Here is a 19,522-nt window from a genome sequence, read left to right as displayed (position 1 = left end):
GGTCCGCGCCGGCTGACCATGCGGGTCGCCACGCGGCCGACGGCGATCGATTGGGAATGACCGATGTCCGACCTTGCGATGATGCAGAACGATCCCGTTCACCGGGAGGCTGGAGCGGTCAGTCTCAAATGGAAGATCCTGGCCGGCAATCTGCTGACCGGCGTGTTTGCCATGGCTTTCGCGTGCATGCTCGCCTGGAGCAGTTGGGGGGATCTCGGCAAGCGTGAGCAGGCCGCGCGCGTGCTCGATGCCTTCGAACTGGTGATGAAGGTGAACGCGCTGATCCCGCTCGAACGCAGCCAGTGGAACGTGCTCGGAGCACCCGGAGCGGCGTCGGCCGAGGACATGGCCAAGCTCGACAAGGCGATCGCGACGACGGACGAGGCGCTCGCACAGGCCAAGAGCGCGGTGCAGGTGGCAGGGTTGCCGACCCGGAATGTCGACGCCGCCATGCAGACCTTGAAGGATGTCCGCTCGGCAGGCCGTGGCGCAGCGCAGCTTGCGGCGGCCCAGCGCCCCGCCAATAGCCAGGCCGCGACGACCGATGGCCTCGGCCGGGCGGCCGACGCGCTCAGCGCTGCCATCGACGAGACGGCGATCGAGCTGGCGCGGTCCGGCGGGGAGGTCGAGAATCTTCTGCCATCCGCCCAGCTCGCGCAGCTGTCGCAGTCGATGCGCACGATCAATGGCGCCCGCTCGGCGGTGCTGCGCTTCTTCATCCAGAACACCAGCTGGACGCCGGCCCGTCTCGCCGATGTGACCGAAAATAGCGGGCAGGTGACCCTGCTGTGGCAGCAGATCGAACTGGCCGCCCGCAGCGTTCGCAATGCGCCGGAGGTCTCCGCGGCCCTCGAACATGCCCGCTCGACCTTGATGGGTGACGGAGAGCGCCGCTATCGCGCCATCGTGACCGCCGCGCGCGACGCCCAGCCATCGCCGATCACCGCCGAGGAGTGGGGCCGCTGGACCTCTCCGATGCTCAACAATGTCATCGTACTGCGCGACGCGGCGCTGAAAACGGCGCATCAGTCGATCGACCAGGCGATCGGCGCGGCGCGGCTGCGGCTGTCCATTGCGCTCGGAGTGCTTCTGCTGGTCGCGGCCGTTTCGGTCGCTGTGGTCATCGGTGTCGTCCGCGGCGTCATCGGCCCGCTGGTCGGCTTGACCGGCGTGACCCTGCGTCTCGCCAATGGTGAGCTCGGCGCCGAGATCCCGAACGACACCCGCAAGGACGAGATCGGTGCCATGGCGCGCGCGCTGAGGATCTTCAAGGATGCGCTGATCGCCAAGAAGGCGTCGGACGAGGCGGCGCAGCGCGATGCCCAGGCGCAGATCGATCGCGCCCGCCGGCTCGATACGCTCACCCGCAATTTCGAGGCGACGATCGCCGACATCGTCAACACCGTGTCGTCGGCCGCCTCTGGCCTGGAGACCTCCGCCGATACGCTGACCAGCACCGCGAACCGCTCGAAGGAGCTCAGCACGGTGGTCGCGGCGGCGTCGGAGGAAGCCTCCGCCAACGTCCAGTCGGTGGCGTCCGCGACCGAGGAGCTGTCCTCCTCGGTCAACGAGATCAGCCGGCAGGTGCAGACCTCCGCGCGCATGGCAGGTGACGCCGTTCAGCAGGTGCGCCAGACCAACAGCCGGGTCGCCGAACTGTCGCAGGCGGCTGCGCGGATCGGCGACGTCGTCGAACTGATCAACACGATTGCAGGCCAGACCAACCTGCTGGCGCTCAACGCGACCATCGAGGCTGCACGCGCGGGCGAGGCCGGCCGCGGCTTTGCCGTGGTCGCGACCGAGGTGAAGGCGCTGGCCGAGCAGACTGCCAAGGCCACCGACGAGATCTCGCAACAGATCTCCGGCGTGCAGGCTGCGACGCAGGAGTCGGTCACCGCGATCCAGGCAATCAGCACGACGATCGAGCGGCTGGCCGAGATCGGCGCGGCGATCGCCGCCGCGGTCGAGGAGCAGGGGGCAGCCACCCAGGAAATCTCCCGTAATGTCCAGCAGGCCGCGCACGGCACCCAGCAGGTCTCGTCGAACATCACCGACGTGCAGCGCGGGGCGACCGAGACCGGCTCGGCGTCCTCCGAGGTGCTGTCCTCGGCCAAGTCGCTTGCCGGCGACTCCAATCGCCTCAAGCGCGAAGTCGGCAATTTCCTCGAAGCGGTGCGCGCGGCGTAACCAGCAGCTCAACGGCAAGGAAAAAGCCCGGACCAGGTCGGGGCTTTTTGTTTAAGGTTGCGCGGATGGGCGCAGCGATATCTGGGGTCTCACGCGCCGCTGGCGTTGAACCCGGATGTCGCTCCGCTCATCCGGGCGACTGCAATCAAGACGCCAGCATCTTCCGATATAGCGCGTTGTAGCAGGCGGCCGAGAGGTCCCAGCTGAACGAGCGCGCCATCGCCGACAGCCGCATCGCGTTCAGCTGCTCGGTGCGTTTGAAGGCCGAGAAGGCGCGCTTGACGCCGCCGAGGAAGGATTCCGCAGACGGCTTCTCGAACAGGAAGCCGGTCTCGCCGTCGGTGATCGTCTCGGCGAGGCCGCCGGTCTGATGGCCGATCGGCAATGAGCCGAAGCGCTGCGCATACATCTGGCTGAGGCCGCAGGGCTCGAAGCGCGACGGCATCAGGGTGAAATCGCTGCCGGCAAAGATGCGCCGCGCCTGGGCGTCGTTGAAGCCGATCGCGACCCCGATCGCGTCCGGACGGCGGCGGTGAGCGTCCATCAGCGCCCGCTCGATCGACGGCTCGCCGGTGCCGGTGACGACGATCTGGCCGCCGGCGCCGACGATCTCGTCGGCGGCTTCCAGCACCAGGTCGATGCCCTTCTGATGCACCAGCCGCGCCACGATGCCGAACATCGGGCCGCGCGAGACCGCCAGCCCGAACTGCTTGCGGACGTAGTCGGCGTTGGCCTTCTTGCCGTTCCAGTCCCCGGCGGCGAAGGGCTGCGCAAGCTGCTGGCAGTAGCGCGGGTCCCAGCTCTCGTCGATGCCGTTGAGAATACCGGTCAGCTCATGCGCATTGGAGCGCTGGCGCAGCAGGCCCTCCAGACCGCAGCCGAGCTCGGAGGTCGTGATCTCCTTGGCGTAAGTCGAGCTGACGGTCGTCAGGTGCGAGGCATAGATCAGGCCGCCCTTGAGGAACGACAGCTTGTCGTAGAACTCGAGACCGTCGATGTGGAACGAGGATTCCGGCGCGCCGATCCGGCGCAGCGACTCCCGCGGGAACAGGCCCTGATAGGCAAGGTTGTGGATCGTCAGGATCGAGGGAACCTCGACCCCGCGCCACGCCAGATAGGCCGGCACCAGCGCCGCCTGCCAGTCGTTGGCGTGCACCAGGTCCGCCGCCCAGCTCGTGTCCAGGGTTCCCGCGGCGAGCTCGGCAGCGGCCGCGGCCAGCCGGCCAAAGCGGATGTCGTTGTCCGCCCAGTCGTTGCCGTTCTCGTCGCCGTAAGGGTTGCCCGGCCGGTCGTACAACTCGTCGCAGAGCAGGACGTAGACCGGCAGGCCGTCGCGCGTCGATGATCGGCCGAGCGCGCATCCCGGCATCTCTGCCAGCGGCGCGCAGTGGCCGACGATCTCGATGTGAGTGAGTTGCTCGATCACGTCCCGGTAGCCGGGCAGCATGATCCTGACGTCGGTGTGAGAGCGCAGTGCCCGGGGAAGTGCTGCGGAAACCGCAGCCAGTCCGCCCACCCGGACGAAATCGTCCATTTCGGTCGTAACGAACAGAACCCGCAAGAGATGTCCTCGATCAAGCCCCATGTTCGTCCTATGCAAGAAAGGGTCCAAAGTCTGCCATCAATAAAAGAGCGATGCCGCAGCGCCGCAAAAGGCCAAACGCTTTCGACATCGAATGGTTCGATCTAGACTCTGAGCTCACCGCAACGGATGGCTACCGCTTCGTGAATCGACGAGCACGCCGCGGATCCTGCCGTCCTGGTCTGCGGAAATGAGAACTCCACGAGGGAGCTACGCCTTTGAGTCTAGTTGGGAACGATGAGAGCCGTTTGACAGGGTGCTTCGCAGGTCTGCGCGTCCTGGATTTCTCGACCACGATTGCCGGCCCGCACTGTGCACGCATGCTTGCAGATATGGGTGCGGAGGTGATCAAGATCGAGTCAGCCGAAGGTGAAACCATGCGCACCCGGCCGCCCGTGCGCAGCGGCTGCTCCACCGCCTTCGGCCAGCTCAACGTCGGCAAGAAGAGCGTCGTGCTCAATCTGAAATGCGCAGGGGATATCGACGCGGTGCGTCGGCTGGTCGCAACCGCCGATATCCTGGTCGAGAATTTCCGGCCCGGCGTGATGCAGCGGCTCGGGCTGTCCTATGCCGCCCTGAGCGCTTTGAACCCGCGGCTGATCTACTGCTCGATCTCGGGCTACGGCCAGACCGGCCCGTCGGCGGAACTGCCGGCCTATGCGCCGGTGATCCATGCCGCTTCCGGCTACGACATGGCGCATCTCGCCTATCAGCCCGGGCGCAACCGGCCGGACCATTGCGGCATCTATCACGCCGACGTCGTGACCGGGACCTATGCCTTCGGCGCCGTCGCCTCGGCCCTCTACCAGCGCGAGCGCACCGGGCAGGGCCAGCATATCGACTGCTCGATGCTGGAATCGATGCTGAGCCTGACGCTCAACGAAATCCAATGGTCGCAATTTCCGGTTGCCCCGCCGTCACGGCCGACCTTCGGTCCGGCGGAGTGCCGCGACGGCTACGTCATGATCGCGATCGCCAGCGAGAAGACGTTCCAGAACCTGATGGGTGTCATCGGCCATCCGGAGTGGGTGCAGGATGCGAGGTTCGAGAAATATTCCGACCGGCGGGCAAACTGGGGTGCGCTGATGGATGGCGTCGAGGCTTGGTCGCGGCGGCTCAGCGTGGCCGAATGCCTGGAGGCGTTGAACGCGGGCGGCGTGCCCAGCTCGGCCTATCGCAGCGTAGCCGATGCGCTGGCTGATCCGCAGATCGCGCATCGCGGCGCGCTGGCGGAGGTCGAGGATGCCGCCGGCACTTTCAAGGTCGTCAATTTGCCGTTCCGGATGTCGGCGGCAAAGGTCGGCGCGGCGCCATGGGCGGCGGGTCTCGGGGAGCATACGGCGGACGTTCTCAGCGAGGTCGGCGCCGACGCCGCCGAACCGCGCTGACTCGGCCGAGACAAAAGGCTGCAGGGCAGCCATGACCGCGCGCATTGCGCGCGGCCTTGCCGCTCCGCGCGTTTCCCGCCAATGTTCCCGGCGTTGCAACAACAGTCCGGACCAGCCGGACGCGCTCGTGCGGGGAGGATGTCCGAAGGCGCTGCTGTAATGCGCAGCCGCCGTTCGCCCCGTCGATGTGCCGTCCGGTCCCGCCAGCCAACCGGACCACGGGAGTGAAATGATGAAGAGCTTCAAGGTCACCGATTTCAATGCGCCGCTGACCGAGGTCGATGAGCCGACGCCGCAGCCGTTCGGCAAGCAGGTGCTGATCAAGGTGAAGGCGGCGGGCGTCTGCCACAGCGACCTGCACATCTGGGAAGGCGGCTATGATCTCGGCCATGGCCGCAAGCCGTTGTCCTTGAAGGACCGCGGCGTGTCGCTGCCGCGGACCATGGGCCATGAGAGCGCGGGCGAGATCGTCGCATTCGGCCCTGATGTGACCGAGGCGGAGAAGGGCGGGCTGAAGGTCGGTGACGTCGCGCTGGTCTATCCCTGGATCGGCTGCGGCAAATGCGCCACCTGCCTCGCCGGCGACGAGAACATGTGCCTGAAGCCCGCGTCGCTCGGCGTGTATTGCGACGGCGGCTATGCCGACCACATGACCGTGCCGCATCCGCGCCACCTGATCGATCTCAAGGGCCTCGATCCGGTGACGACAGCGCCTTACGCCTGCTCGGGCGTCACCACCTACAGCGCGCTGAAGAAGGTCGAAAAGGATTTCGACACGCCGATCGTGATCTTCGGCGCCGGCGGCCTCGGCCTGATGGCGCTGTCGTTGCTCAAGGCGATGGGCGGCAAGGGCGCGATCGTGGTCGACATCGACGCGCGCAAGCGCGAGGCTGCGCTCGAGGCGGGCGCGCTGGCGGCTGTTGACGGCAAGGCGCCGGACGCGCTGGAGCAGTTGAACAAGGCGGCCGGCGAGCCGATCCGCGCCGTGATCGACCTGGTCGGCAATGCCGCCACCGCGCAACTCGGCTTCGACTGTCTGACCAAGGGCGGCAAGCTGGTCATGGTCGGCCTGTTCGGCGGCGGCGCGCCGTGGGCGCTGCCGCTCATCCCGATCAAGGCGGTGACGATCCAGGGCAGCTATGTCGGCAATCTCCGCGAGACGAAAGAGCTGCTCGACCTCGTCCGTACCAAGAACATCCCGCCGATCCCGGTGACCCCGATGCCGCTCGCCAAGGCCAATGACGCCCTGCACGGCTTGCAGAAGGGCCAGCTGGTCGGCCGCGCGGTACTGACGCCGTAGGCGGCAGTTCTCTCCTCGTCATGGCCGGGCTTGACCCGGCCATCCACGCCCCGGGCGCTATGTCGCTTGAAGTGATGGATGCCCGGGTCAAGCCCGGGCATGACGGCTGTCTATATTGTGTCAGAAAGCTTCGCCCCATGCTCTCAAGCAACGCCCTCCACATCGCAGTCCTGCCCGGCGACGGCATCGGGCCGGAGGTCATGTCGCCCGCCCTTGAAGTGTTGCGCAAGGTCGAGGCCAAGGCCGGCCTGTCGTTCCGCTTCACCGAGGCTCAGGCCGGCGCCAACAACTATCTCGCGACCGGCGTCTCGATCGCCGAGTCGACGATCCGGCTGTGCGAGCAGGCCGACGCGATCCTGCTCGGCGCCTGCGGCCTTCCGTCGGTGCGCTATCCCGACAACACCGAGATCGCGCCGCAGATCGAGCTGCGCTTCCATTTCGATCTCTATGCCGGCGTGCGGCCGGCGCGGCTGATCCCGGGCGTGCCGAGCCCGATCGTCGGCGCTGATGCCAAAGGCATCGACTTCGTCGTCATCCGCGAATCCACCGAGGGCCTGTTCGCCTCGATGGGCAAGGGTGTGGTGACACATGAAGAGGCGCGCGAGACGCTCGTCATCACCCGCAAGACATCCGAGCGGCTGTTCAACTTCTCCTTCAAGCTCGCCGAACGGCGCAAGGCGCGCGGCCGCCCGGGCACGTTGGGCTGCGTCGACAAGGCCAATGTGTTCAAGGCCTTCGCCTACTTCCGCAAGATCTTCGACGAGGTCGCGGAGCTTCATCCTGACGTGAAGACGGAGCGGCTCTACATCGATGCCTGTGCGCTGATGCTGGTGAAGCGTCCCTGGGATTTCGACGTGCTCGTCACCGAGAACATGTTCGGCGACATCCTGTCCGACCTCGCCGCCGGCCTTGTCGGCGGCATGGGCATGGCGCCCTCGGCCGACATCGGCGACCGTCACGCCGTGTTTCAGCCTTGCCACGGGACGGCGCCAGACATCATGGGGCAGGGCAAGGCCAACCCCACCGCGATGATCCTGTCGGCAGCGATGATGCTGGACTGGCTGGCCGACACCCACGGCATCGAGGGCGCGGCCGAGGCGGCGCAGCGGATCGAGCGGGCCGTCGATCAAGTCTACGCGTCCGGCCTCAAGCCGTTCGAGTTCGGCGGCCACGCCGGCACGATCGACGTCACCAAGGCCGTCCTGGAGGCGCTTTAGCGTCCTTTGAACCGCGGCTTGCGCTTCTCCATGAAGGCGCGGCGGCCCTCGCGAAAGTCGTCCGAGTCCATGCAGGCGTCGCCGATCTGCTTGATCGCCTCCATGTCGCGGCGGCTCTCGTCCTTGAGCACCTCGGCGATGGTGATCTTGGCGGCTTGTACCGCCAGCGGCGCGTTGGCGGCGATGGTGCGGGCGATGTCGAGCGTGGCCGGCATCAGTTCGTTTGCGGCCATCATCCGGTCGATCAGCCCGATCCGCAGCGCCTCCGCCGCATCGATCCGCATCCCCGTATAGAGCAGCAGCCGCGCCTGGGACGGGCCGACCAGCGACACAAGGTTGCGCAGGCCCTCAAAGCCATAGGCGATGCCGAGCCTGGCGGCGGGAATGCCGAACTGGCTGTCCTCCGATGCGAAGCGCATGTCGGCGTACATCGCGATCTGCAATCCCCCACCCAGGCAGAAGCCCTGGATGCAGGCGATCGTCGGCTTCGGATAGGCCGCGAGCAGCGCGCGCTGGGCGGCGCTCTTCTGCGCATAGGCCTCGGAGGCCTCGGCGTTGTGGCGGCTCTGCTCGAACTGGCTGATGTCGGCACCGGAGACGAACGCCTTGCCGCCGGCGCCGGTGAGCACGACGACCCGGATGTCCTGGTCGTCGCGCAGCGCGACGAGCGCCTCGCCGAGCCCCTCCCACATCTCCAGCGACATCGCATTGCGCTTGTCGGGATTGTTGAAGGTGATGGTGCCGACGCCGTCGTCGGTCTTGCCCATGAGGATCTTGCCGTCGGCAAAGGCGGAGGAATGCGCGGGACTGGTCGGCATGAGAGTCCGTCGACTGGAGGGCAGGCGGCCTGCATCGTTCGCCGTTTCGCGCTGCGGCGTCAATGCGAGATCAAACGGGTAATGGATCGGCCCGCCGAAGGCGGATGGCTCCGGCCCCGACCTGCGGAGGCGAGACGCCGGCATGCCGCCACTTCCTATGACGGCAGTGATCACGAGATCAGAACAGTGACGCAGCCTCGGACCGCTCAGCCATTGCCGGGCGGACGAAGAGGGGCCGGGAGGACCGGCCGCGTCGATCGGTCGGCCTTCAGGCCGATGCAGTGAACTCGCCCGAGCCGGCAGAGCGCCTGGCGCCCCCAAGTTGCGCCCTCGAGCGAAGATGGCCCATACCCATCACGGGCAAGCCGGTCTGACGGAGCAGACGACGTTGCCTATTCTTCGTTCGCTGCGATCGATTCCATCAGGGACACCAGCTGACGCTGGACGGTCTGGTCCTTGATCTTGCTGTAGGCGCGCAGCAACCGCAGGCTGAAGGCCGAATCCAGGAACAGGAGGCTCTCGACCTCGCGGGCCTTGCTGTCGCCGTCGTAGAAGAACGTCACGGGCACGTCGAGCGCGGTGGCGATCTGCTGCAGGCGCGCAGCGCCAACCCGGTTCACGCCCTTCTCGTACTTCTGGACCTGCTGAAAGCTCACGCCGAGCTTTTCGCCGAGTTCAGCCTGCGAGATCTTCTGCTCCACACGCCGGAGGCGAATGCGCTTGCCGAGCTCAATGTCCGGCTTGCCGGCACTGCGCTGCTTCATTTTCTTTGCCGCTGATTTATTCATACTGATTTTACCGTCCTTCCATCGGAAATCCCCCGAACAGATGGGTCAGGGGTTCACCCATATATACTGTTTTAAGTTGCTGTGGATGGATGAATTCGTCTTTAAACCACGGGTATTTGCCAGGGTTAAAAGCCTCCACCAGCCAGTCGATCATGTGGCGCACCCTAGGGATGCGGCCGGTGGTGGCGTGGTAGGACAGCCAGATGTCGTACGACCATTTCAGCTCGACCTCCAACGGGACAATCTTCCCGCCCAGCGCACTCGCATAGGTTGGGAATACCCCGATACCGGCGCCATGGGCGACCGCCCAGTAGTTGGCGCTGGAGACGTTGGTGGTCATGACGATCAGGTCGCGCTGCTCGTAGCCGGGGAAGATGGTCGCGAAGGCTGCATTGGCCGCGGCCTCGTCCGCCACCTGCAGCACCAGCCGGTGCTTCACCAGCTGGTCGATCGACTTCGGCGTGCCATAGGTTTCGAGATACTTCTCGCTGGCGAAGCACATCAGATGCATGCGGCCGAGCCGCACCAGCTTGACGTCGAGCGCCGCCGGCCGCGACAGGTGAATGGCGACGTCGGCTTCATGGCGCGACACGTCGGCCGAACGCATCGCGCAATAGAGGTCGACCATGACGTTCGGGAAGCTCTGCTGAAACTCCACCAGCCGCGGCGCCAGCCAGAACGTGCCGAGCCCCTCGGTGACGGCAACCCGCACCTCGCCCGAGGCCGCGCCGGCGAGCCCGTCCCCAGCGCGCAGCAGTTCGAAGGAGGCTGCCTCCATGCGCTCGACGGCGGAGACCACCAGCGCACCTTCGTCGGTGAGGCGAGCGCCGTGAACGTCGCGCGTGAACAGCGTCGCGCCGATCTGCCGCTCGAAATCGTCGATCCGGCGCCGCACCGCGTTGATCGAAAGCGTCAGCCGCTCGGCGGCCGAGCGGAAGCTGCCGGCCCTGACAACTTCGAGGAAGATGCGCGCGGCATCCCAGTCGGTGAGACTGGCGAGCGCGGATTTGCTGATCGCGGCCTTGCTTGGCGTGGGCCGGCCGATCGCGCTACGCGTCGACGACTTGGTCTCGGTCGCGCCCTTCGGGCTGGCGCCGCTGTCGGTCGCGGACTTGCTGTCAGAGTCAGGCACTACGGACGAATCACTTTCGCTCGCCGGCGCCAGCGGCGCGCCAGGGTCGGCCAGGTCCTGGCGTTCCTTTTGAGGAACGCCCCGTTCCGCCGCAACGCGCATACAAGCTGTCTCCGCCTGCTAGAGTGATTCCGAGAAAGTACGGATATGGCCAGTCGTGGCCGGGGTTGGTTCAGAGATCGAGGATCGATTGAGTCGAGTGTCTTCAGTCCTCTGCAGCATGTTGTTACCGCCCGCAACGGCGCGGAAGGTCATGTCTTGTACGATGTGGACACGTTTAGCGCGAGTCGGCGCCAGCATCGACGGTTTTTGTCCCGACTGCAATGAAATGGTATTCGAAGATGGCCCCTCGTCATGCTATCTTGATGAACGGATTGTGGCGCTGACTCCTCGAATGCCGGGATTTTCTCATTCGTCTTTGCGACGGGTCATGGCAGGATGCGTGTGGACGGGTCATGTGTCTGGGCGCGATGGTGCGGCCGGAACACGAGTCTCGGCGAGACGCACGGAGAACGCGCAGGGGAACAACGACGCGACGAACTTGGAAGCCATGTGGTCGGGACTTGCTCGGCTCCATCTCGTTGCACGCTAGAACGGAACGACGCCGGTGGCCAATTCAGACGAACAAATGCTTGCAGTGCTTGCATCCCTGGAGCAGTGCCGCGCGGCTCTCGCCGCGACGGGCAATCGCGAATCGGCGCATCTGGTCTCCGTGGCCATCCTTGACCTGCGCATGAAGCTCAACCGGCTGAGCGAGGACGATCTGAAGTCGCTGTGCGATGAGATGGTCCAAGCCGACAACCCCGACAAGCTGCGTGATTCGAAGCTGCAGCCCGGCCAACGTCGTCAGCCGCTCCTGCGCGTGGTGAAATAGCACGGTTCGTTATGTGCACAAAGGTGCATTTAGCGCAATCGTGATATGCTTTCCTTACAGATTTGGGCTGCGCTCCGCTCACACGATTCGGGCTTGAGTTCTCGATGCCGGGCTCGCGGGCGGGCTGCGGCTTGCCTGGAGCGCGCGGCGCGGTCGATTGGCCGGCGTGGCCGGGCCGGCTGCCGGGGCCCGCGCTGTCCGGCGCCTTCCGTAATGTCGGCGCGTCTGTTGCGTATTCCCGGTATCGGCGGCAAGAAGCGTCGTGCCCCGGCCTGATCGCGCCGCTCGTGGGGCGTATCGCGGGAACAGCATGATCCAGAACGTATCGATACCGGCCGCGTTCATCGCCGGACTGGTGAGCTTTCTTTCTCCCTGCGTGCTGCCTCTGGTCCCGCCCTACCTGGTCTATCTCACGGGTGCCACGATCGAGCACATCGAGAGCGAGGAGCCGCCGTCGGCCTCCCGCCGTGCGGTGATGATCTCGGCGGCGCTGTTCGTGCTGGGCTTCTCCACCGTGTTCGTCATGCTCGGCGCGAGCGCCTCGCTGATCGGCGGCCTGATCCGGGCCTATTCCGAGCAGCTCTCCATCCTCGCCGGTATCGTGATCATCGTGATGGGCCTGCACTTCCTCGGCCTCACCCGGATCGCCTTCCTGATGCGCGAGGGGCGGCTGCCGATCCCCAAGCCGGTCGGTCTCTGGGGCGCCTACGTGATGGGGCTCGCCTTCGCCTTCGGCTGGACGCCATGTATCGGTCCGATCCTGGCGGCGATCCTGTCGATCGCGGCTGCCGAATCCACGGTCGCCAAGGGCGCCGGGCTGCTGGCGGTCTACTCCGCGGGCCTCGGAATTCCTTTCCTGGTCGCGGCCTTCATGATCGAGCAGTTCTCGGCGCTGTTCATGCGCATGCGCGGCCATCTCGCCAATGTCGAGCGCGCGATGGGCGTGCTGATGATCGCAACCGGCATCGGCTTCCTCACCGGCGCGGTGTCGACCTTCAGCATCTGGCTGCTCGAGACCTTCCCGGCGCTGCAGAAGTTCGGCTGAGCTCAGTGGCTCAATCTTCCAGCTTGCAACTGATGGTGTAGACGACGCCGGGCGGCAGGAAGTCGACGGTGGCCTCGCCGCCCAGTTGATCGCGCGCACTGCGCTCGATCAGGCGCGAGCCGAAACCGCGCTGGATCGGAGCCGAGACGACGGGGCCGCCGGTCTCGCGCCACACCAGCCGCAGGCGGCCCGGCAGTTTCTTGGCGGCGTCCGGCTGAGTGAACTCCCAGGACAGATCGACCGCGCCGGTGTCGTTGGACAGCGCGCCATACTTGGCCGCATTGGTCGCGATCTCGTGCACGATCATCGACAGCACGACCGCGAGCCGCGGTGACAGCGCGACCTTCGGGCCGGTGATGCGGATGCGCTCGGGATTGTTCAACTGATACGGCTTGAGGACGCGCCCGATCACGTCCTCGAGCTCGGATCCCTGCCATTTCTCCTTGCTGAGCAGGTTATGTGCTTCGGCCAGTGCGCCAAGCCGGCCCTCGAACTTCTCACGCTCGGCGCGGCTGGCGCTGCGGAAGCTCTGCACCGCGATCGCCTGCAGGATCGCCAGCGTGTTCTTGACACGGTGGTTGAGCTCCTCGATCAGCAGATCGTGCAGCGTCTCGGCGCGCGCGATCGTCGTCGCCATGCGCACCGCGAAGGCAAGGCCGATCGCCAGCATGATGCCGCCGAGCAGGCTCGTGATCGCAAGGTTGCGCCACAGCGGCGCGACCAGCGACTCCTCGCTGATGCCGGCGCCGATGATCCAGCCGGTCAGGCTCGAACGGGTGAAGCTCGATAGCAGCGGCACGCCTTCGAGCGAGGTGCTCGAGAGCGTCGCCTCGGGCTCGCTCATCATGCGATCGATTACCGTCGGCGACGCCTTCTTGCCGATCGTTGCCGCCGGATTGGGGACGCGCGCGAACACGGTGGCCTGACGGTCGAGCAGCGACAAGGTCCAGTCCGCACTCGGAAGCTGCTTTTCGAGCATGTTCTGGAACATGCCCACCGGCGGGCTGAACGAGATGTCGTAGATGACCTGGCCGTCGCGAAGCACCGGCACCTCGACCGTGACGATCAGGCTCTTCTTCACGATGCCGTAGAACAGGTCGGAATATTGCGGCTGCCGCGTCTCGAACACCCGCTGCGTGATCTCGCGGTTGCTACGGAGCGGCAGATTTGTCGTATCCGTCGTCGCCGAGGAGAACAGCTGGTGTCCTTCGCGGTCGGCGACCAGGATCGTGCCGTCTTTGCCGTACTGCTGGAGGAAGCCCATCGCGATCGGGCGGAAGCGCTCGAAATCACCTGATGTCAGGGCATCGGTCAAGGCGAGGACCTGGATGCCGCCGGTCATGCGTTGCATCTCCGCGTCGAGCGTCAGGCGGATGCTGCGCACCGTGTCGAGCACCCGCTGCCGCGCATCGTTGCGGTCCTGCATGTAGTTGTGAAACACGATCCCGCCCGCGAACAGGATGAGCGGAAGCGTGGTCCCTGCGACCAGAAGAGCGAGCCGGACCGGCAGGGTGAGCTTCGGCACTGATGCCCCGTTGGTGGCGTTCGCGTTCGCCGTTCCGCGCCGCGGGAAGGACAGATACGGAAGCGTGGAGGTGGATGGCTGCGGCGAGCGGATATCAGGCTGCGGCGGCCGCATTCGCAATCGCTTTGCGGTTGCGGCCGTTCACATCCCCGTCAGCATAGGAGCGAGGTCTGCGCCCGCCAAGACCAATGCGTCGCGAATCTCCGGTTCCTTGGGCGGCTTTTTCGCCACAGCGGCTACTACAAATTGCTCTCCGCAATCGCTGCGTAGACCATGGTGCGCAGCTCGCGGCGGATCGGATAGGCGCTCGACGGCAGCACCTGCGTCATGAAGATCGTGATCAGCTCCTCCGCCGGGTCGATCCAGAACGCGGTCGAGGCGGCGCCGCCCCAGGCATATTCGCCGGCGCTGCCGGCGATCAACGTTTTGGCCGGATCCATGGTCACCGAGAAGCCGAGACCAAAACCGATGCCGTTGTAGGCGGCCTCCGCGAACATCGAGCGCGACAGCGCCGGCAGGTCGACGCCGCCCGGCAGGTGGTTCGACGTCATCAGCTTCAGCGTCTTCGGCCCCAGCAGCCTGACGCCGCCGAGCTCGCCGCCATTGATCAGCGCGCGGCAGAAGGTGAGATAGTCCGCCGTCGTCGAACACAGGCCGCCGCCGCCGGAGATGAAGTCGGGCGGGCTCAGGAAGGTGCTGGTGGCGGGATCGTCCTGCAGGGTCAGGCCGCCCTTGCGGTCGGCGGCATGGAACGACATCATGCCCGCGGGATCGGCCGAGTAGCATGCGGCCAGACGGTGCGCCTTGGCGGCGGGGACGTGGAAGTCGGTGTCGGCCATCCCCAGCGGATCGAAGATGCGCTCCTTCAGGACTTGCTCGAACGGCTTGTCGGCGATCTTGCCGACGAGATAGCCGACCACGTCGGTCGAGACCGAGTAGTTCCAGGCCTCGCCGGGCGAGAACTCCAGCGGAATCTTCGCGAGGTCATCGATCATCGATTGCAAGGTGCCGGCCTTCTCGACCGCGCCGATCTTGGCGTCGCGATAGGCGGCATCGACGTTGGAGCGCTGCTGGAAGCCGTAGGTCAATCCCGACGTGTGGCGCAGCAGGTCGACGATCAGCATCGGCCGCGTCGGCGGCCGGCTGATGAAGGCCGGCGCCGTGCCCGCGACGAAGACGCCGAGGTTCTTCCATTCCGGAATGTACTTCGCGACCGGCTCGTCCAGCGCGACCTTGCCTTCTTCCACCAGCATCATGAAGGCGACCGAGGTGATCGGCTTGGTCATGGAGTAGATGCGGTAGATCGTCTGATCGCTGACCGGTACCTTGCGCTCGACATCGGCGTAGCCAATCGAGCTCGCATGCACGATCTTGCCGCGGCGATAGACCATCAGCTGGGTGCCCGGGAAGCGGCCGGCGTCGACGTAGCGCTGCTGCAGATGCGCATCGATGCGGTCCAGCGCAGCCTTGGACATGCCGACGGATTCGGGCGAGGCGGGAGTGGGGGCGAGCATCGGGCGTCTCCGCGGTCTTGGTTTTGGTCTTGTTGCGAGATGCACGTCGCCTGATCGCAGGCGCGCACCTGAGGCCGCTGGGTGATAGCCCGAATCGTCAGCCCTTCCAATGGCGGCCGCCGTGGGCGCGACCGCCGCGCCGACGATCCTTGCCGGCTCGCGCCGGCTTGGCCGGCGACCAGACGCGCGACCGAATGACCTTCCATGGCCGTTCGAACCTGGCCGCCCACTTCTTGTGCAACGCACAGGAAGTGGGCGAATCGCAAATTTTAGATGCGGTCGAGGGGATGAAAAGCCTGCGGCCCGATGACTTAGGCCGTTGATTAGTCGAGCCTTCTCCCGCGAGCGGTGCTTGGCACAAAGCTTGAATGGATGGTTCCGACGCCATCGATGCCGTCTGCGCAAACCCCATCCGAGATCTGACGCTGCCCCTCCGAGGCTCTCCTCGGGACGCGCCCCTGTGCGCGATCGAACGGCGCCTGACGGACGGGCCTTTTCAACCGATCGAGCGCTTTTCAGACAAAGGACGACAGCACTCATGACGAAGACTGCCCATCCCGCTCGCCGCAACGGCATCAGCCGTCGTCAGCTTCTCAAGGCCGGCGCCGGCACGGCTGCGCTGCTCGCCGCTGCCAAGCTGAATCTGCCGGCTGGAGCCTTCGCGCAAGGCGCAGGGCCGGAAGTCACCAGCGCCAAGCTCGGCTTCATTGCGCTGAGCGATGCCGGCCCGCTGTTCGTCGCCAAGGACAAGGGCATCTTCGCGAAGTACGGCATGCCCGACGTCGACGTGCAGAAGCAGGCGTCATGGGGCACCACGCGCGACAATCTCGTGCTCGGCTCCGAAGGCAACGGCATCGACGGCGCGCATATCCTCACGCCGATGCCCTACCTGATCTCCTCGGGCAAGGTGACGCAGAACAACCAGCCGACGCCGATGTACATCCTGGCGCGGCTCAATCTCGATGCGCAGTGCATCTCGGTCGCCAAGGAATATGCCGACCTCAAGCTCGGGCTCGACACCGCGCCGTTCAAGGCCGCGCTGGAGAAGAAGAAGGCGTCCGGCAAGTCGGTGAAGGCGGCGATGACCTTCCCCGGTGGCACCCACGATCTGTGGATCCGCTACTGGCTCGCCGCCGGCGGCATCGATCCCGACAAGGACATCGAGACCATCGTGGTGCCGCCGCCGCAGATGGTGGCGAACATGAAGGTCGGCACCATGGACTGCTTCTGCGTCGGCGAGCCGTGGAATGCGCAGCTCGTCAACCAGGGCATCGGCTACACCGCGGTAAACACCGGCGAAATCTGGAACAAGCATCCTGAAAAGTCGTTCGCGATGCGCTCAGCCTTCGTCGACAAATATCCGAAGGCCGCGAAGGCACTGACCATGGCGGTCATGGAGGCCCAGCAGTGGGCCGATAAGATGGAGAACAAGCAGGAGCTTGCGACCATCATGGCCAAGCGGCAGTGGATGAACTGCCCGGTCGATGACGTTGCCGGACGCACGGCCGGCAAGTTCGACTACGGCACCGGCAAGGTGGTCGAGAACTCGCCGCATATCATGAAGTACTGGCGCGACTTCGCCTCCTATCCGTTCCAGAGCCACGATCTCTGGTTCATCACCGAGGACATCCGCTGGGGCAAGTACGAGGCCGGTTTCGATGCCAAGTCGCTGATCGCCAAGGTCAACCGCGAGGACATCTGGCGCGAGGCGGCCAAGGAGATGAACGTCCCAGTGGCGGAGATCCCGACCTCCAAGTCGCGCGGCAAGGAGACGTTCTTCGACGGCAAGGTGTTCGATCCCGAAGATCCCGCCGCCTATCTGAAGTCGCTGTCGATCAAGCGCATCGACGCCTGATCAGGACCTTAGCCCGCGCGCGGACAACGCGCGCGGCCCCTCTCATTGCACGGAGAAAGGCTTCCGATGTCCATGCCAGCGTTGACCAATGATCACGCTCCGAAGATCGTGCCTGCAGCGTCACCATCAACCTCCGCGTCCATCGTGACGATGACGCCGAAGCAGCAGCCGCGCGCCGAGCGCTATGTGAAGATGGCCCGCGAGGCCGCGGTGCGCATCGTGCCGCCGCTGATCGTGCTGGCGCTGTTCCTGATCGTGTGGGAGCTGTTGTGCCGCCGCGCCGGCTCGGCATTGCCGCCGCCATCGCGCGTGTTTTCCGACACCCGCGAGCTGATCTTCGATCCGTTCTTCGATCACGGCGGCATCGACAAGGGCCTGTTCTGGCATCTCGAGGCCAGTCTCCGCCGAGTGGCGATCGGCTATGCCATTGCCGCAATCGTCGGCGTCGCGCTCGGCACCCTGATCGGCCAGTCGGTCTGGGCGATGCGCGGGCTCGATCCGATCTTCCAGGTGCTACGCACGATCCCGCCGCTCGCCTGGCTGCCGCTGTCGCTCGCCGCGTTCCGTGACGGCCAGCCGTCGGCGATCTTCGTCATCTTCATCACCTCGGTGTGGCCGATCATCATCAACACCGCGGTCGGCATCCGCAACATCCCGCAGGACTATCGCAATGTCGCGGCCGTCGTGCAGCTCAATCCGCTGGAGTTCTTCGCCAAGATCATGATCCCGGCGGCCGCGCCCTACATCTTCACCGGCCTGCGCATCGGCATCGGCCTGTCCTGGCTCGCGATCGTGGCGGCGGAAATGCTGATCGGCGGCGTCGGCATCGGCTTCTTCATCTGGGACGCGTGGAATTCCTCGCATATCAGCGAGATCATTCTCGCCCTGTTCTATGTCGGCATCATCGGCTTCGTGCTCGACCGCCTGATCGCGGTCGTCGGCAAGATCGTCACCCGCGGCACCGCGACGAACTGAGAGGGACAGCATCATGGCCTATCTGAAGCTCGACCACGTCGACAAGACTTTCACCCGCGGCGCCGCGACCACCGAGGTGCTGAAGGACATCAACCTGACGATCGAGAAGGGCGAGTACGTCTCGATCATCGGCCATTCCGGCTGCGGCAAGTCGACGATGCTCAACATCGTCGCCGGCCTCACCCAGGCCACCACTGGCGGCGTGCTGCTGGAGGAGCGCGAGGTGAATTCGCCGGGACCGGACCGCGCCGTCGTGTTCCAGAACCACAGCCTGCTGCCGTGGCTCACGGTCTATGAGAACGTGCGCCTCGGCGTCGACAAGGTGTTCGCCAAGACCAAGACGCGCGCCGAGCGCGACGCCTGGACCATGCACAATCTCAACCTGGTGCAGATGGCCCATGCCAAGGACAAGCGTCCGAACGAGATCTCCGGCGGCATGAAGCAGCGCGTCGGCATTGCGCGTGCGCTCGCCATGGAGCCGAAGGTGCTGCTGCTCGACGAGCCGTTCGGCGCGCTCGACGCGCTGACGCGCGCGCATCTGCAGGACTCGGTCATGGCGCTGCACCAAAAGCTCGGCAACACCATCCTGATGATCACCCACGACGTCGATGAGGCCGTGCTGTTGTCGGATCGCATCGTGATGATGACCAATGGTCCCAGCGCCCATATCGGCGAGGTGCTCGAGGTCGCGTTGCCGCGCCCGCGCAAGCGGCTCGAGCTCGCGACCAATGCCACCTACGTCAAGTGTCGCCAGCGCGTGCTCGAATTCCTCTACGAGCGGCACCGCTTCGTTGAGGCGGCCTGATCATTGCATGACCGAATCGGAGAGCGGATCGAACCGCTCTCCGCCTCCGGCGACTAACGGGTTCTCGTTTCAGCAAAAGGATTTCCCATGACGCCGTCTCAGATCGCATTGGTCCAGGAGAGTTTTGCCAAGGTCGGCCCGATTTCCGACCAGGCTGCCGTGATTTTCTACAACCGCCTGTTCGAGGTCGCGCCGCAGGTGCGCGCGATGTTTCCCGACGATCTCACCGACCAGCGCAAGAAGCTGATGGCGACGCTGGCTGTGGTCGTGAACGGATTGTCGAACCTGCCGGCGATCCTGCCGGCCGCGAGCGCGCTCGCCAAGCGCCACGTCGATTATGGCGCGAAGCCCGAGCACTATCCGGTGGTTGGCTCCGCGCTGCTGTGGACGCTGGAGAAGGGATTGGGGGCGGCTTGGACGCCCGACGTCGCCGATGCCTGGACCGCCGCCTATGGCACGTTGTCAGGCTTCATGATCGCCGAGGCCTATGGCAAGGCGCAGGCTGCGGAGTAAGCGC

Annotated in this window: 16 protein-coding genes; 10 read left to right on the top strand and 6 right to left on the bottom strand. The window is 65.6% G+C overall.

Translation table 11 applies throughout. The annotated features are described in order from the left end of the window. The first annotated feature begins 63 nt into the window (after nt 1-63). Nucleotides 64-2,187, top strand: coding sequence for a methyl-accepting chemotaxis protein (locus ACQR1Y_RS04640; protein WP_434875241.1), 2,124 nt, complete (start codon nt 64-66; stop codon nt 2,185-2,187). Between the two features lie 145 nt (nt 2,188-2,332). On the opposite strand, the gene glgA is transcribed toward ACQR1Y_RS04640, so the two are convergent. Further along, the gene (gene glgA, locus ACQR1Y_RS04635) at nt 2,333-3,748 is read right to left on the bottom strand and encodes a glycogen synthase GlgA (RefSeq protein ID WP_434856598.1); all 1,416 of its coding nucleotides are present in this window, start codon (nt 3,746-3,748) and stop codon (nt 2,333-2,335) included. 239 nt (nt 3,749-3,987) lie between these two features. Here glgA and ACQR1Y_RS04630 point away from each other — a divergent pair, with 239 nt between their 5' ends. The 3 genes from ACQR1Y_RS04630 (at nt 3,988) to ACQR1Y_RS04620 (ending at nt 7,674) form a co-directional block, all read left to right on the top strand. Further along, on the top strand, nt 3,988-5,157 hold the full coding sequence (locus ACQR1Y_RS04630; protein WP_434856597.1) for a CaiB/BaiF CoA transferase family protein: 1,170 nt from the start codon (nt 3,988-3,990) through the stop codon (nt 5,155-5,157). Between the two features lie 232 nt (nt 5,158-5,389). Beyond that, on the top strand, nt 5,390-6,457 hold the full coding sequence (locus tag ACQR1Y_RS04625; RefSeq protein WP_434875242.1) for an alcohol dehydrogenase: 1,068 nt from the start codon (nt 5,390-5,392) through the stop codon (nt 6,455-6,457). Nucleotides 6,458-6,594: 137 nt separating this feature from the next. Then, nucleotides 6,595-7,674, top strand: coding sequence for an isocitrate/isopropylmalate dehydrogenase family protein (locus ACQR1Y_RS04620; RefSeq protein ID WP_434875243.1), 1,080 nt, complete (start codon nt 6,595-6,597; stop codon nt 7,672-7,674). Here ACQR1Y_RS04620 and ACQR1Y_RS04615 read toward each other — a convergent pair. The 3 genes from ACQR1Y_RS04615 to ACQR1Y_RS04605 form a co-directional block, all read right to left on the bottom strand. Continuing rightward, nucleotides 7,671-8,492: an enoyl-CoA hydratase gene (locus ACQR1Y_RS04615; protein ID WP_434875244.1), complete on the bottom strand. Its 822-nt coding sequence runs from the start codon at nt 8,490-8,492 to the stop codon at nt 7,671-7,673. The genes ACQR1Y_RS04620 and ACQR1Y_RS04615 overlap by 4 nt on opposite strands. Nucleotides 8,493-8,884: 392 nt before the next feature. Then, a complete protein-coding gene (locus tag ACQR1Y_RS04610) occupies nt 8,885-9,280 on the bottom strand; it encodes a helix-turn-helix domain-containing protein (RefSeq protein ID WP_015668220.1) in 396 nt (131 codons plus the stop codon). Between the two features lie 7 nt (nt 9,281-9,287). Next, nucleotides 9,288-10,514: a LysR family transcriptional regulator gene (locus tag ACQR1Y_RS04605; RefSeq protein ID WP_434875245.1), complete on the bottom strand. Its 1,227-nt coding sequence runs from the start codon at nt 10,512-10,514 to the stop codon at nt 9,288-9,290. 526 nt (nt 10,515-11,040) lie between these two features. Between ACQR1Y_RS04605 and ACQR1Y_RS04600 the strand changes: the two genes are divergently transcribed. Both ACQR1Y_RS04600 and ACQR1Y_RS04595 read left to right on the top strand, forming a co-directional pair. Continuing rightward, the gene (locus ACQR1Y_RS04600) at nt 11,041-11,286 is read left to right on the top strand and encodes a hypothetical protein (protein WP_434857227.1); all 246 of its coding nucleotides are present in this window, start codon (nt 11,041-11,043) and stop codon (nt 11,284-11,286) included. A gap of 310 nt (nt 11,287-11,596) precedes the next feature. Continuing rightward, nucleotides 11,597-12,331 (top strand): cytochrome c biogenesis CcdA family protein, encoded by a 735-nt coding sequence (locus ACQR1Y_RS04595; protein WP_434856592.1) that lies wholly within the window; start codon nt 11,597-11,599, stop codon nt 12,329-12,331. Nucleotides 12,332-12,341: 10 nt separating this feature from the next. Here the strand turns inward: ACQR1Y_RS04595 and ACQR1Y_RS04590 are convergent, their stop codons facing one another. Next, nucleotides 12,342-13,856, bottom strand: a complete 1,515-nt coding sequence (locus ACQR1Y_RS04590) for a sensor histidine kinase (protein ID WP_434875246.1) — start codon at nt 13,854-13,856, stop codon at nt 12,342-12,344. Nucleotides 13,857-14,095: 239 nt separating this feature from the next. Further along, entirely contained in the window at nt 14,096-15,370 is a 1,275-nt protein-coding gene (locus ACQR1Y_RS04585) for a serine hydrolase domain-containing protein (protein ID WP_434856590.1), read from the bottom strand. A 538-nt stretch (nt 15,371-15,908) separates the two neighbouring features. On the opposite strand from ACQR1Y_RS04585, the gene ACQR1Y_RS04580 reads away from it, so the two are divergent. The 4 genes from ACQR1Y_RS04580 to ACQR1Y_RS04565 all read left to right on the top strand — a co-directional run bounded on the left by ACQR1Y_RS04580 (nt 15,909) and on the right by ACQR1Y_RS04565 (nt 19,518). Next, nucleotides 15,909-17,225: a CmpA/NrtA family ABC transporter substrate-binding protein gene (locus tag ACQR1Y_RS04580; RefSeq protein ID WP_434875247.1), complete on the top strand. Its 1,317-nt coding sequence runs from the start codon at nt 15,909-15,911 to the stop codon at nt 17,223-17,225. A gap of 66 nt (nt 17,226-17,291) precedes the next feature. Then, nucleotides 17,292-18,200 carry a nitrate ABC transporter permease gene (gene ntrB, locus ACQR1Y_RS04575; RefSeq protein WP_434856588.1) on the top strand — a complete coding sequence of 303 codons (909 nt, stop codon included), beginning with the start codon at nt 17,292-17,294 and terminating at the stop codon, nt 18,198-18,200. Between the two features lie 10 nt (nt 18,201-18,210). Beyond that, nucleotides 18,211-19,005 carry an ABC transporter ATP-binding protein gene (locus ACQR1Y_RS04570; protein WP_434857226.1) on the top strand — a complete coding sequence of 265 codons (795 nt, stop codon included), beginning with the start codon at nt 18,211-18,213 and terminating at the stop codon, nt 19,003-19,005. 87 nt (nt 19,006-19,092) lie between these two features. After that, nucleotides 19,093-19,518 (top strand): globin family protein, encoded by a 426-nt coding sequence (locus ACQR1Y_RS04565; protein ID WP_434875248.1) that lies wholly within the window; start codon nt 19,093-19,095, stop codon nt 19,516-19,518. The last annotated feature ends 4 nt before the right edge of the window (nt 19,519-19,522 follow it).

This window comes from Bradyrhizobium sp. HKCCYLRH3099 (assembly GCF_051167855.1).
Taxonomy (GTDB): Bacteria; Pseudomonadota; Alphaproteobacteria; order Rhizobiales; family Xanthobacteraceae; genus Bradyrhizobium.
The sequence above is the reverse complement of the archived record's forward strand: the minus strand, read 5'-3'. Positions and strand labels throughout refer to the sequence as shown.